General features: G+C 59.6%; 11 protein-coding genes. 2 read left to right on the top strand and 9 right to left on the bottom strand.

Features of this window, described 5'->3' with window-relative positions; all coding sequences use genetic code 11:
• Positions 1-110: 110 nt before the first annotated feature.
• Positions 111-1,040 (top strand): LysR family transcriptional regulator, encoded by a 930-nt coding sequence (locus GH665_RS21750; protein ID WP_153138775.1) that lies wholly within the window; start codon positions 111-113, stop codon positions 1,038-1,040.
• A 57-nt stretch (positions 1,041-1,097) separates the two neighbouring features.
• Positions 1,098-1,952 (top strand): oxidoreductase, encoded by an 855-nt coding sequence (locus GH665_RS21745; protein WP_153138773.1) that lies wholly within the window; start codon positions 1,098-1,100, stop codon positions 1,950-1,952.
• A gap of 2 nt (positions 1,953-1,954) precedes the next feature.
• Here GH665_RS21745 and GH665_RS39135 read toward each other — a convergent pair whose 3' ends face one another.
• From GH665_RS39135 to GH665_RS21695, 9 genes are all read right to left on the bottom strand, one after another.
• Positions 1,955-2,368 (bottom strand): rubredoxin, encoded by a 414-nt coding sequence (locus GH665_RS39135; protein WP_153138771.1) that lies wholly within the window; start codon positions 2,366-2,368, stop codon positions 1,955-1,957.
• 372 nt (positions 2,369-2,740) lie between these two features.
• Positions 2,741-3,730, bottom strand: coding sequence for an alpha/beta hydrolase (locus tag GH665_RS21730; protein ID WP_153138768.1), 990 nt, complete (start codon positions 3,728-3,730; stop codon positions 2,741-2,743).
• Positions 3,731-3,891: 161 nt separating this feature from the next.
• Positions 3,892-5,130 carry an aromatic ring-hydroxylating oxygenase subunit alpha gene (locus GH665_RS21725; RefSeq protein ID WP_153138766.1) on the bottom strand — a complete coding sequence of 413 codons (1,239 nt, stop codon included), beginning with the start codon at positions 5,128-5,130 and terminating at the stop codon, positions 3,892-3,894.
• Positions 5,131-5,334: 204 nt separating this feature from the next.
• Positions 5,335-6,798, bottom strand: a complete 1,464-nt coding sequence (locus GH665_RS21720; RefSeq protein WP_153138765.1) for a glycosyltransferase family 2 protein — start codon at positions 6,796-6,798, stop codon at positions 5,335-5,337.
• 58 nt (positions 6,799-6,856) lie between these two features.
• Positions 6,857-7,456 carry a cytochrome b gene (locus GH665_RS21715; RefSeq protein ID WP_153138763.1) on the bottom strand — a complete coding sequence of 200 codons (600 nt, stop codon included), beginning with the start codon at positions 7,454-7,456 and terminating at the stop codon, positions 6,857-6,859.
• 169 nt (positions 7,457-7,625) lie between these two features.
• Positions 7,626-8,225, bottom strand: coding sequence for a uracil-DNA glycosylase family protein (locus tag GH665_RS21710; protein WP_153138761.1), 600 nt, complete (start codon positions 8,223-8,225; stop codon positions 7,626-7,628).
• Positions 8,226-8,370: 145 nt separating this feature from the next.
• Complete coding sequence (locus GH665_RS21705) at positions 8,371-8,592, bottom strand: hypothetical protein (protein WP_153138759.1); 222 nt, start codon at positions 8,590-8,592, stop codon at positions 8,371-8,373.
• 138 nt (positions 8,593-8,730) lie between these two features.
• The gene (locus tag GH665_RS21700) at positions 8,731-11,244 is read right to left on the bottom strand and encodes a glycoside hydrolase family 95 protein (protein ID WP_153138757.1); all 2,514 of its coding nucleotides are present in this window, start codon (positions 11,242-11,244) and stop codon (positions 8,731-8,733) included.
• 237 nt (positions 11,245-11,481) lie between these two features.
• Positions 11,482-14,538, bottom strand: coding sequence for a glycoside hydrolase family 35 protein (locus tag GH665_RS21695; protein ID WP_217361899.1), 3,057 nt, complete (start codon positions 14,536-14,538; stop codon positions 11,482-11,484).
• Between the last annotated feature and the right edge of the window lie 75 nt (positions 14,539-14,613).

Raw genomic sequence — 14,613 nt, 5'->3', positions numbered from 1 at the left:
TGCTCGGCTCTTGATCTGAAAGCATGGTTGTGACCAACATGATGCTAAGAACTGGCCATTCAGTAAAATACCCATTATTCGCCAACCCATTCATTTCTGATATAGACATCATGGCGCTCACCCATCGGCACATCGAAGTCTTCCGCGCATTGATGACGGCAGGCAGCGTCACCAAAGCGGCCGACATGCTCTTCACCTCGCAGCCCACGGTAAGCCGCGAACTTGCACGCATGGAGCAAAGCATCGGCTTTGCCCTGTTCGAACGCGTGCATGGGCGGCTGCGTCCAACCCTGTCCGCATTGACGCTGTTCGACGAAATCAAGCGCGCATATATCGGACTCGAACGGGTGGCATCCACAGCCGCAAGCCTGCGCGAATTTCAAGGCGGCCAGCTTTCCATCATCGCGTTGCCCGCGTTTTCGCATTCGATTCTGCCTGGTGCGTCGAAACGTTTCCACGGCGCACAGCCCGGCGTCAGCCTCTCGATCGCGACGCAGGAATCGCCGTTGCTCGAAGAATGGCTGACCGCGCAGCGTTATGACCTCGGCTTGACCGAACACGGCGCGCCGCCCGCCGGAACCCGCCTGACGCCATTGCTCGAAGTGGACGAAGTCTGCGTGCTGCCCGATGCGCATCCTTTGCTCGCCAAGCGCATAATCGAGTTGCAGGATTTGGCGAATCAGCGATTCATCAGCCTGTCGTCGAACGATCCGTACCGGCTTCAGATCGACGAAGCCTTCGCACAAGCGGGCATCGCACGCCGCCAGATGATCGAGACGCCCACCGCCGTCTCCGTGTGCAGTTTCGTGCGGCAGGGGCTCGGCGTGGCCATTGTCAATCCGCTTACCGCGCTCGATTTCGCGGGGCGCAATCTGCATATCCGGCCGCTTGCCATTTCGCTGCCGTTTCGCGTGAGCGTGGTTCATCCGGAGCATCGTCCAAGCCATCCGCTCGCGGGCGCGTTCGTTGAAGCGCTGCAAAGCGAGGCCGCGGCGCTGCGGCTACAATTAAAAACCCACTCACGACGTAAGAAGTGTTAACGGCGCTGCTCGACGATCCATCCGCGCCACGTTGGCCCATCAACCGGAGTTTCCCAAATGATGAATCGAGACGATCCCGTCTGGCTAATTACAGGCTGTTCCACCGGCTTCGGCCGCGAATTGGCGAAGTTGGTGCTGGAGCGTGGCTGGCGCGCGGTCGTCACCGCACGCGACCCGTCAAAAGTGAAAGATATCGCCGAAGGGCACGGCGACCGCGCGCTGGTGCTGCCGCTCGACGTAACGAACCGCACGCAGATCACCGACGTGGTCACGCAGGCTAAACAGCGTTTCGGCCGTATCGACGCGCTCGTCAATAACGCGGGTTACGGCTATCTGGCCGCGATCGAAGAAGGCGAGGACGACGAAGTTCGCGCAATGTTCGAAACCAATGTGTTCGGTCTCGTCGATATCACGAAGGCGGTCCTGCCGATCATGCGTGAGCAGCACAGTGGCTTGATCGTGAATGTATCGTCGATTGGCGGCCTCGCGAGTTTTGCCGCGACCGGTTATTACCACGCCACCAAATACGCGGTAGAAGGTTTGTCCGAATCGCTTGCCGCCGAGGTGAAGCCGCTCGGCATCGACGTACTGATCGTCGAACCCGGCCCGTTCCGCACGAACTGGGCTGGTCCGTCGATCAAGCAATCGGCAACGTTGATCGACGACTACGCCGCCACAGCCGGCGAGCGCCGCAAGCAGACCGAGGCGCGCAGCGGCAAACAGGCGGGCGATCCTGTGCGCGCGGCTCAGGCGATCATCGACGCCGCGCTATCGGACACGCCGCCGCTGCGTTTGCTGCTCGGCAAGGTTGCGCTCGAACTGGCACGCAAGAAGCTGGACTTCATGCGCGGCGACTTCGATGCCTGGGAAGCCACAACGCTCGGCGCGGACTTTCCGCAAGGGACGGATTAAGCTTAAAACTCGACCAGCGCGAAATCTTCCTTGCCCACGTCGCACAGCGGGCAGCGCCAGTCGGCCGGGACATCTGCCCAGCGGGTGCCCGGCGCGATACCTTCTTCCGGCAAACCGGCGGCTTCGTCGTAGATCCAGCCGCAGATCACGCAGACCCATTGTTTGAAGTCGTCCGCGGACATCGCGCTTGCTGGCGAAGCCGTCTCAGCAGACGCTGGCGACGCCGGCGTTGCATCGAGGCTTACCACCAACGGCGCGGCCGTTCCCGCGCTGCTTTCAGCAAGGCGGGTCTGCAAGCTTTCCAATAGCCGTTGCGCTTCGGCCTGCGTCAAATCGATCCAGTACGGATCGCCGGCGCCGTCGTTGAGCCGTTCGGGGGAAAACTGGATTTCTACCGCTACGCCCTTCTTGTACATGGCAAATCGGGATATCGATGAAGCCGACGGCGAGCGCCGGCTTAGGGTCGGATGCTTGAAGCGAGCGCTTTATAGCGGGAGATGGGGTCAGACGAACTGGTTCAGCACGATCGCTGCGATCAGTCCGGCGGCGCCGATGATGCCCAGCAATTGCAGCAGGGTGAGGGACTTGCGGGATGCGGTGGGGATTTGTTGCGTAGTCACGGAGCTATTCTTCAAGGTCGGAAAAAGCGAAATGGTACACGGGTCGACGGCCCGCGCATCTCGATTGGCGCAAACCCGTATGTGTCAGATGCCATTATCGCCGCTCGAACGGCCCGAATTCCCCACCGGCTGGAGATGGATTAATTCCCCAGCGAGTGGAAAGCCAGCCTACGAGAACGCCGCCTCGCCGGCACGCTCAGCCACCGTGTTCACAATGGCGGCAACGGCCGTGGCGTCGAGTGTCAACGCGATATGCGTCACGCCGGGCACGATCGTGACTGGCACTGCCCGCCCCGCTTCCGCAAAAACCCCGGCAAATGCCTCGGCGTGAAATACCTCGTCATTCGCGCCGGCCAGCACTTCGATCGGCTGCCGCGTCGCCCGAATATTCGCGCGGTAATCCTCATGCGGACGAAAGTTCTGCATCAGGTTGTACGAGTATTGCGGCGTGAGCCTGGTCGCCGCCTCGGGCGACAACGCAAAAGCGACGGTCGGCAGATAGTTGAAGAGCGTGATGCGCAGTTTGTTGAGCATCACCAGCACGATCACGCGCGGCAACCCGATATTCGCCCAGCCGCCGGCGGAAGCCGGCGTGGTCAGCGCGTCTTGATGAAGGAACGGCGCAAGCAGCACATAGCGGTCGAATGCCATTTGCCGTGCATCGCCCGCAAACCGCAGCGCAAAACCGCCGCCCGAAGAAAAACCCACCAGCGTGCGCGGACCGGCCGGCTGAAGCGCGTCGATAAAATCGCTCAGATCGTCTTCGAGCTGGCCGATATACGCGATGGTGCCTTTCTTACCGGATTCGCCGTGCCCACGCATATCGGGCACATAGACGTCGTAACCGGCCGCGGCGAGCGCCTTCGCCAGGGTATGCAGGCTTTCGCCACTTGCCGACGAGCCGTGAATCAGCACCACACTGCCGCTCGCGGGCGTTATCGCACCCGCATAGCGCCGGTAGGCGAGCGACGCGTTATCGCGTGCGGTATAGCGTTCAACGGGAGGCAGATCGGAAGTATCGACCGACTTGAAGGGTTCGTTGATCGACGCGAGCGGCGGCGGCTGCTTGGGACCGCCCTTCACCAGCGCCGCCGCCATGACGGCGAGACCCACCAGCAACACGACAACCGGCATCACTGCATGCAGTTCGGTACTCATCGACTAGACCCCTCAAGCGAATCATTATGATTTTGGCTTTCCCGATCGATGAGCCCGCACTTTATGCGTGTTATGCGTCTTGTTATAGCCGGCGCCGCCGGCGTACCGCTCATCGTCGCCGACGATTGTACGGTCCGCTGTAGCGCCAAAAAACTCGAATATCAGGTATTCGACAATGGGTTGCCGTGGCGCGAATCCCAGAAACGGATCACCTGGGCATCGCCCGTGCCCGCGCCCACCACCTGATCGGGCGCGCCGCTCTCACGCAGCAACGCGCGTAGTTCGTTGATGACCGGAAACACCTCGTGATTCCAGTCCGCGCCCTGCGTATCGTGCGCGCGCTGCTCGGCTTCGACGATCTCGCGGTCTTCCTTGAAAATGCGTTCGGTGAACCACACGAGCAACGGCCACGCGAGATTGAGCACGCCGGGAATTCCCGGTTTGCGAATCGACAGCAGGCCGAAGGTGCGGTTCGTGCGCTGTTCGCGATCGAGCGGCACGTAGACAATCCACAAGTCCATCACCAGTGTCTGTTCGGACGTGCGGATCTGCAGCGTCTGATACGGATACTCGGTGCGGATCGTCATGACGTCCTTGTCGTTGTCACCGCCCGCCTTGCGGCTCTGGCCGAACACGATCGCTTCGCCGATCGGCTGCTGGCCGGCCATGCGCGCAAACGTGTAATCGACTTCAACCCAGCCTTCGCCGCGCCGCCGGCCCAACGAACGCGCGCGCATCTGCCCCATCTGCCGGCGATGCAGGAACTGATGGTTCATATCCATCAGGTTCTCGTGCATGAACGAGTAGTGGCAATTCACCGGACGGCCGAAACGGCGCGTCTTGTACTTCTTGTCGGACACGGAGCCGAACGCCGGTAACGGCCGCTCGTCGGCCAGTTCGGCGTTGCCGGGAAAGACGAAAATCAGGCCCTCGATCTCGCGGCACGGATAGGAACGCACGCCATTCGGCAAACGTTCCCGGCCGAGATACGGCACGTCGATACATTTACCCGAGCAGTCGTAAGTCCAGCCGTGATAGCCGCAACGGATCGATTCACCGTCCACCACCCCCTGATGCAACGGCACCTGACGATGCGCGCAACGATCTTCGAGCGCGAACACCTTGCCGGACTCCGTACGCGCCAGCACGATCGGCTCGCCCGCGAACGTCACACCATGCGTCTTGCCCCGCTTCACTTCATGCGACCATGCGAGCGGATACCAGTAGTCCGGGTGAATACCGACACGGCGCAGATCGCGCACCGGGGCATCGGGGGCGGCCTGATTGGGCGCGCCTGCATTCCCGGTTGCTGGGGCTTGGGTTTGCGTGGCTGCCTGAGCAACCGACGCATCGACCGGCGCATCGACGATGTCTTGTTCGAGCGGGGGAACAGCATGCATGTGTGGGGCCTCCGTGCACGAGCGGATGGAAGGTCGCCGCCCTGCAATTCGCAGGCCGGTATCGTTGCACAGTCTACTAGAACCCGAAGCCCCATGGTTCCATAGCAGACACGGCACGCCCTGCCCCCACCCGGCGGACCATGGCCGCAAGCGTGCCGGTTTGCCGCTGTGGCCGTGTCAGATAAGACGATTGAAGACGATTGGCTAGTGACTTTCGTCGTGCGTGACGAGCCCGGAGCGGCGTTGCACGCCCCATGAGCGGCCACCACGCAGGAAATGGAGCCAGCCGAGCAGTGCGCCGACGTGCCGCACCAGTTGAAACGTGAACGGCTCGGCGATCGCCGCGAGGACCGCCATCCGCAAACTGGAGCCGGTGCGCAGTCCGGTCCAGCGGCGGTATAGATGGATACACCAGAGATAGAACGCAAGATCGATCGCCGTTTTGAGGCCGATCACGCTGAAAATCGACACGACGATCGCGCCATGCCCGCCGAACAGAAAGCCGAGCAACAGCGCGAAGGCGCTCAGACCGTAGATCGGCTGCATCGTATCGATGGCCTTGACCGGCAGCATCAGCATGCCCATCGTGCCGTAGCGCGGGTTGCCGGTCATATCGCGGTTCCAGTATTGCGTTTGCAGGAAGCCCGCGAACCAGCGGCGCCGTTGCCGCAGAAAACTGCCGAGGTTATCCGGCGCGTCGGTACGCGCGCGGGCGTCGCCGACCACACGCACGTCCCAGCCGAGACCATGGTCGACCGAATAGCGGCGCAGCCGATGAATCAGTTCATAGTCTTCGACCAGACACTGCGGATCGAAGCCGCCCACGTCGACCAGCGCGTCGCGCTTGAACGACGCGAAGGCGCCAGAGATCAGCAGCAGACTGTCTGCGCGCATCCACGCAAAACGGGCGATGAAGTTGCGCATGTACTCGTAGGTCTGAAACCACTGGAACACACGGCCCGACACCGATTTGCCGCACACCGGCACCAGAATGCCGGCCGCCGCGACCAGCTTCGGCTCGCTCGCGAAAGCGGCACGCATCGCGTAGGTCGCGTCGTCCTCGAGCAGCGTGTCGGCGTCGACGGTCATGACGGTGTCGGTAGTCATGACCATGATGGCGGCGTTCAGCGCACGCGCTTTGCCGCCGTGCGGCACGCGCAGCCAGTACAGATTGGAGTAAAGCGTACTTGGCGCGCTCAGCACGCCCTCGGGTGCGGCGACCAGGCCGAAGCGCTCGGTGAGCAGCGCGTGTGTCGCATCGGTGGAGCCGTCGTCGGCAATCACGATTTGCGCCGGTCCGTGTGTCTGGCGCAGCAACGCCGCGAGCGTCACCGGCAACACCGTCGCCTCGTTGTGCGACGCGACGATCACGCCCATGTTCGGCAGAGCGTGCGGATCGACATCAGGTCCATCAGGTTCGAGCGGTAACGTAGGCCGCATCAGCGGCAATGTTTTCCACGTGACGAACGCGAGCAGCAACGTGTCGTACACCACGTACGCAATCCCGGTCGACCACGCCACCACACCTTGCAGAAAGAATGCGCGCGCGAACAGCAGCAGCCACAACACAACAACGCTGAGATGAATCAGCGAACTCAGCAGCGTCTTGGGACGCGGCAGAATGCGCGGGGAGGCAAGGGCAAGCGCCTGTTCCAGAGTTTTCTTCAAAATGACTGCTGAGTCCGTCGTTGATGCGGTTGTTAGAGTAAAGACAGCGTGATAGCGCTCACGGCACCATGCGCTTCAGAACCGACTTCCGATCGATCCATTGATGCTTCAACGCGCCGCCGATATGCATGGCCAGCAGCGCATACAGCGCATAGCCGAGCCACGTATGCAAAGCGCCGAAGCGGTCGTGCAAGGTCTCCTTGAGCGCCGGGTCGAGGTGCATCACATAGCCGATGCGCGGCCACGGGAACAGGTTGAACAGCCGCATCGGATGCGTGGCCGCATCTTTCCACGCGGAATCGTGCAGCCAACCGGACAGCGGCAACGCAATCATCAGCAGGTACAGCAGGAAGTGAGCCGCATGCGCGGCGATCTTCTCCCATGACGGAAACTCGCGCGGCAACGGCGGCGGCTTGTGCGACACGCGCCACAAAATACGCATCAGCGCGAGGCCGAGCACCGTGATACCGATCGACTTATGGGTATCGACCACCGGACGCACCCAGTCGTCAGGCCACGATTCAGCGGTCAGACCGAGTACGACATTGCCGATCATCAGCAGCGCGATCAGCCAGTGCAGCGCCATCGCCGTGCGGGTATAGCGCGACGACTGCAAGGTCCCGTTCGAATCGGTCAGGGCATCGGCGTGGGTATTCATGGGTCGTTCCGTCTGCAAATGGGGTTCTCAGCGAAAGCTATTTGAAAATTCGGCCATGCCGGGACAGGTCCGGTCGCGCCGCCGTATCAAGCTAACGTGCCAGTGTGCCGTTTTATTCCGCCGGGCGCTTAATTGTGTGTTTCCGTTTATTTCGCCCGCGTGTAGCGAATCATGCTTTGAGCGCGGCGGCAACGCGCGTCTGCAAAGTCGGCAACACCTCGGCCTCAAACCACGGATTGCGCTTGAACCAGGCAATATTGCGTGGCGAAGGGTGCGGAAGCGGCACCAGGTTGGGACCATATTCCCGCCAACGCAGCAGCGTGTCGGTGAGCGTCGGCCCGAACGCGTCACTGAGACCAAAGCGCTGCGCGTATTGACCGATCAGCAACGTGAGCCGCACCTCGTGCAACTGGGCGAGCAAGGTTTGATGCCAATGCGCGGCGCATTCGGGCCGCGGCGGCAGATCGCCACTCGCGCCTCTGCCTGGAAAGCAGAACCCCATCGGCACGAGGGCGAATTTCGAGGCATCGTAGAAGGTTTCGTCGGAGACCCCGAGCCAGTTCCGCAAACGTGCACCGCTCGCATCGCTCCATGGAATGCCGGAAGCATGCACGCGCGCGCCCGGCGCCTGGCCGATGATCAGAATGCGCGAGTCGGCCGATGCCACGACAATCGGCCGCGGCGCATGCGGCAGCACCGGCGCGCACACCGTACAGGCGCGAATGTCGTGCAATAGCCGATTCAGTGAAATGGCTTTCTTTACGGTCATAACCAGCGTTTCTATCCCGGGTGCTTCGAGAAACGCTACGTTTACCCCGTCAACGACGCCCGGTCAACCGCGCCGCCCAAGGCCGGGGCGAAGAAGCGCGATAACAGGCCTGGCAGGCGATTGAAGGAGGGACTTCGCCGATGGGTTAGTGCTTATGAGCAAAGCACGCGTGAGCAGCTTCTGCCGGCGCCACGCCGGCTTTAAAGTAATGCCGCAAAAGGCTCACCGTTTCCGCGTCCGGATGATAGGACACGTTGATAAATTCCGCCTTGACCGCTTCGTCGTACCAGGCGCGCACCCAGGTCTGCAGCGCAAGCAGATTTTCGAGCAGAGTCTGCTCCGATCTTTCAGGCATGGTGATCTCCATTGACCCGCTCGACAGGTTCACCGTTATTGGTCTCCACAAAAAAAGTCCAGTCAACCCGTACTTCCGTGGGCGTGTTAAACACCCACCCTCGGGTGGCAACACGCACCACGTATACGGCTTGCTCAATGTTTCTCCAGCTCAGGGCAACTCTCCCGCGCTCAAGGTAACTGATCCATTCAGGGGCACGTGCACCAGTTTGCTTCTCCCCATATAGAACAACGTTGTTGAAGTGCCGCCTACGCTGGTCAACGTCACTGAGGTCGGTGTCGAATTAGCCCATGCCAGGTCGATAGAGAATCCTCCCTTGGCACGCAACCCGGTCACGCTTCCAGTTCCCCACTGCGATGGAAGCGCGGGCAACAACGTGATCGATGTAGTTCTGCTTTGCAGCAGCATCTCGCACACCGCAGCGGGGCCACCCATATTCGCGTCGATCTGAAACACCTCGGGCCCATCGTCGTAAGCGTCCAGCATATTCACAAAGCTGCCGTTTCCTGGGTTAGAAAAGGTCACTGGCGTGAGCAGCAATGGAATCATCGAATACGCTATCGACGGTTGTTGCAATTGCGCCCAACACGCCATTCTCCAGGCCATCCCCCACCCGAAACTGGTGGTGCCTCTGGCCGTCAAAAGCGCCTTGACGCCGTTCATGAAGGTGGGATCACTGTTGATCGAAAGACGCTCCCCCGGGAAGAGTCCGATTAGCGGCGAAAGATGACGATGCGTGGGGTCGGATTGCTCCGTTTGAGCATCGTATGAGGCTTGCATCCACTCCTCGAGCATATTGTTGTTCTGAGGATTCAACTGGGGAAGATAAAGATTCGACAGCAACGTCGTGATGGTCGCAACATAGCTCGAGTCGACGCCCAGCACAGACGCAGCCTTGATGTAGTTTGTAAAGAGATCCCAAACCAGCTCCTGCGCATAGGTAATGCCCTGCAAATAGTTTCCGTGCTCGGGCGACCAGTCCACGTCGTCGACAAGCTGCATTAACGCCGATCCATCGGGATTCGTACCCGTTTGGACTGAGACCAGACGGGCCTCCCAGAATTGGCATGCAGATTTCAGGACCGGATATATCGTCGAGAGATAGTTGCCATCTACCGTATATTCGTAGTGCTCCCAGAGATTCCGGCAAATCCATGCATTTCCGGGCGGGTGCCATTGCCAGGCTTGAGACCCGTATACGTTTGCCGAAATACCCACTGTCCAGCCCGCAATCTTCTTGCTGGAATTTGCAAATGGGTTGCTCGGACTGTTGAAACTACTTTGTGTCAAGGTTTCCCAGTCTTTGTACTGGCTAAGAACAAAGTTCAGAAACGGCTCGAAACATTCCGGCAACCCGCCCCGGTCTGCAAGCCAGTAGGCCATCTGGACGTTGATGTCTGTGTGATAGTCCGAGAACCATGCCGGATCATTCGTCGTGTTCCATAGTCCCTGCAAATTCATCGGCAAGGAGGTACGCGAGGATGCAATGCTCAGATAGCGCCCAAACTGCACGTATAACGATTCCAGCCAGGGATCCGGTGGACTGTTCGGCGCAGCACGCGCCTGCAGGCGATCAGGAATCGTCAACGCATTCTGAGCGGAAGTTGACGCCCCAAAATTCACGCTGAATCTTCCGAACAGGGGCTGATAGTCCGCGAGATGATTGGAGAGCAGTGTTCCAAAGCTGCTGCCCTCGGCAGCGGCGATCTGGCCATGGGCCGTGTCCAAAGGTGAGCCGGCGCCCAGATAGTGATTGGCACTAACGCCGTCATAATTAGTGCTGGCGGATACCAGAATGGTAAGACCGCTGCAATTCAGGAAGATAATCTGATTACCGTTAACAGTCAGTTGCCCGTCGTCTGGCAATATCTTCGCGCACGCGGAATAGAGTTCCCCGTTAGGTAAGCTCCCAGAGAAAGATAACATCTGGGCACTCCCATCCATGAACGTTGTCGCGCCTCGGCCACCGTCGGCAAGAGCAATCGATCCAGTGTAGGAATTTGGTGAACTGCTGGTTAGCCGAATCACAATGACATCATTCGGGAAACTGCTGAAAATCGTTCTCTCGTAGTTCACCTGATTGACGGAGTAGGTCGTTCTGACAAGCCCGTTGCTGATATCCAGCAAACGCTCATATTGGGTCGAGTTAGTATGTGTGGGTAAGCTTATCGTCAAGGTACCCAGCGTTTGATAAGAACCCATTCCACTCGACGTGTAGGCGTAATCCATTATGTCGGATTGCCCGGACCAGAGGGTGATGTCGTTCAGATAGAGCAGTTCCTGCGTGGGAGCGCCGCCAACGAGCGCCCCGAGACGGCCGTTGCCGATTGGCAGACCTTCATACAGCATGTACGTCGACGACGACGCATTGGCGCCAATGGAATCGGGAGACTGCCCCGCAGCGTAGGCATACTTCATTTGCAACGCGTTCGCATCGGGTATCAAGCTCGCAGTCGTGGGTTCCTGACCGGAAGCAGGACTGGAAGCGGCCGTGGGTGCCGAAGCGGCGCCGGCGGCGGGGCCGGCTCCTGTGGTTACTGGCTGCGAGCCACCCGAATTCGCGGAATCGGTATTGCCCCCGCAAGCGTACAGGTACGGCAGGATCGGCGACAATCCGCCGAGCTTGATCAGGGAACGGCGCTTTGCACTTGGTTTGTTTTCCATCGATGTCTCCGCTACTACAGGTCTGTTTTGGACAGATCCGCCGGCACATCCGGCCCCTGTCGATAAAATTTTTTGTTTCAGTATTTTTTGGATTACTAACTACATGTGGATGCAGGTAATGAGATAACTGGAACGTATTCCTGCGAGGCCGGGTCCTTCACGTTGCCGAAAAATCAAGGCCGGACCCCGCAGGGGGTCTCGGCGCTGACCGAAAGTACTTTCTCCGCTCCGGTGTTATTAGTTGGCTGATAGCCAGGCTGAATAATCGGGAGAATCATTGAGTTGAACCGGCACGCCGCCTCGAACCGTTCCCAGATTGACAAGCCGGACACTTTCGAGGCTGTCGGACGGGTTGCCGTTGCTGGTCACCGCAATGGCGATCGTGTTTTGTCCGTTGGGATTGAGGACGCCATTCGGGACCACAAAGGTATGTTGAGGTCCAACATTCGCAATGTACTGCCCCATGTTCCAGCCGTTCACGAAGATCAGGGCGCGATAGTTTCCGCCCGTGATGGTGCCGTCGGCGCCGCCAATCTGAATGCCGACCGAGACGTCATTTCCAGCCGGGATCGATAACGGGAAGGTCGTCCTGAACCATGAAGTGCCCGGGTACGCCTGTGCGGCCGGCAACGTGGCGGTCGACCAGCCGGCAGCCGGAAATCCTGCGAGATACCAGCCGTTGCGTTCGCCCCATAGTCCGCCGTTGTTCATCGGACCGCGAGCGGTATCCCAAAGATTTTCGCCACCGGCATTTCCTTGTATCTTCCACGCGATGTTCGTGGTCGAACCGGAACCGAGAGAAACTGAAACGAGCCCTCTTCCCTCCTTGTGGCCGTCATTCGCGTACCAGTCCTCGTTGTGTCCATTATTTCGAATCATTGTCGCGATGACGTGCGGTCCTGGCGTTAATGTCACCGGGACAGTAAACGTTCCGCAGGTTGAGCCGCCCAGTACATTCTGTCCGAGATAGTTGCCGTCAACCCAGACCTGATCCAGGCCGGCCTGGCTGCCACAGTAATTCAACGTAATCGACGATACGTTCGAAGCCGAAGTGAATTTCCCACGGTACCAGACGTCGCCATGATGAAAGCCGTAGTCGTCGGCGGTGAGCACCGGCTGTCCGGACGGCGGAGGCGTCGTGCTACTGGTCGAAGTCAACGTAGCGCTGAGCCACTTCGAGTCATCAAACGCGGATTGTGCTTCGGGCGATTCCTGCATGTAACGCCACGGTTGCGCCGTGAGATCAGGGAGCGATACAGCGTCAGGTCCGCTCAATGCATTCTGCGCCAGCAGACTTCCCGATGCGGTTGATTGACTCGCAAGAGCAGCACCATTCCACGAGAGTTGCTTGATTGCCGCCGGCGCCCATACTTCCAGCGAGCCAGTCGATACCGTGTCTCCGGTCATCCCGAGTGTCGTCCCGCTAATCGCAGCGGTGCGAAGCAGCGAAGGACCGCGTGCGAGTATCGGGCCGGCGCTGGTACTTTGCCTCCAGAAGGTCGACGCTGTGTTGTCGTCTGCGATAAGCAACATCAGCGGTGTGGTGCTGCCGCCGCCGGCTATCAGGATCCTCGTCAGTGCGTTATGTTGATAGTTCAACCGCAGTTGCCCTGTGGATGGATCCCATGCCTGGCTCACATTGCTGGACGGTCCTCCGATCACCGACACAGTGGGTTGCGAGGAGAAGCGCAGTACGGTCTCTCCGTCTTCTGCCTGCCGGCCATATAGCAGGACGACGTCGCCCGACGCAGCCGACAATTGTGCGTCGAAGTCCGACGTCGTGTAGACGAGATGATGCTGACCAAACGAGTAGTTCGCGAGCAGCAGTTTGGAATCCGCGCCGTTAAGTCTCAAGGTCCCTTGCTGGGGCACGGTGAAACCACCGTCAGGTGTAACGACCGGGAAAGTAAAGGTGTCGTTTGAAGTCGCATTTGAGGGCGAGTGCAGGACAGTGTACAGATTGGTTCCGGAGGTGTTGTCCACGCCGTGCAGAATCTGGATCGATTGCGATGACGGGCTAACGGCGCTTCCTGCATCCACATGCATGATCGCAGGCACGCTTTGAACAAAATTGCCCAGCGCCTTAAGCGTAGCCAGCTTTGGCCGCGGTTGACGGCCCTCGTCTATCGCTGCCCCATAGTCATACGACGTATACAGCCCGGTGGACGGCAACCAGCCCCAGTTCGTTCCACCAAACGACATGTAAATGTTCTGTATCGCGATTCGGTTCGCGATGTTGGTTCCGTAAAAAAGTCGTTCGAAGTTTGAGCCGGCGCCCGATTGCGACATGCATGGATAAATGCCGGAAGAGCCCCAGTTGTCAAACCAGCCGCCTTCCATTTCCGCGATGAATCCAGGCGTATAAGGTGAAGCTGTCGCCCCGCCCTTCGCCCCTCCAGCGCTAAACAGACCGTACCACCCCGCACCTGGGTTGCCGGTGCAGTTTGTCTGCGGATAGTTGTCAAAGGCATACAGATCGACCGGGCCCGTTACCACGCCTGGGATCGGGGAGTTTGCCGGAACGAAGTTGCCGTTCGGCCCCGGATCGTTGTGGAAAATCGGCACGGAAATCCCATCTGACCGGGCCCAATCATGAAGATCCTGCATGTAAGCCGTCTGGCTAGTGTCCTGCATTTCATTTTCGATCTGATACAGGATGACCGTGCCCTGACCCGTGCTCAGTTGGTGTCGGGCGATGATCGGATTGATTTTGCTCATCCACTCGCGCGCGGCCGCCAGGTAATCAGGTGCGCTGGTGCGGGCTTTGCCGCTCTGCGTAAGCAGCCAGCCAGGAAATCCGCCGGCGTCCGTCTCCGCGTTGATGTACGGACCCGGGCGCGCAATGACATAGAGGCCCGCTTGTGCCGCCATATCGAGCAGCGTATCCATGTCACGGATTCCCGTGAAATCATAGGTTCCTGCCTTCGCGGAGCTATAACCCCAGTCGAAGTAGATGGAGACGGCGTTAAAGCCATTGGCCTTGAGTTTCTGCAGGACGTCGAGCCACAGACTTGGACTCGGCAACCGGAAAGGATGAAATTCGCCCGACCAGATCGGTGTAGTTTTTCCGTCGACCCTAAGCGTGTAATGGTCCCAGCCGATCTTGTGCGCGACGAGCTGCGGCGGGGTTCCCGACGGCAGACTTGGCAGGGTCGGTCCGGCGCTGGTCGTCGTGCCTCCTGCGCTGGTGCCGCTCGTCGTGGTACCGCCGGGCTCCGAATTGTCGCTTCCGCCACACGCACTCATCAAAATGGCCCCACATGCCGCCGCCAACAACAAACCAGAAAGCTTCATGACAATCTCCCAATTGCGCCTGCCAATCGACCACCTTATCGGCGCTATATATTTTGGAATGCAAATCAAATTACC

It is taken from the genome of Paraburkholderia agricolaris, from assembly GCF_009455635.1.
Classification (GTDB): domain Bacteria; phylum Pseudomonadota; class Gammaproteobacteria; order Burkholderiales; family Burkholderiaceae; genus Paraburkholderia; species Paraburkholderia agricolaris.
The sequence above is the reverse complement of the archived record's forward strand: the minus strand, read 5'-3'. Positions and strand labels throughout refer to the sequence as shown.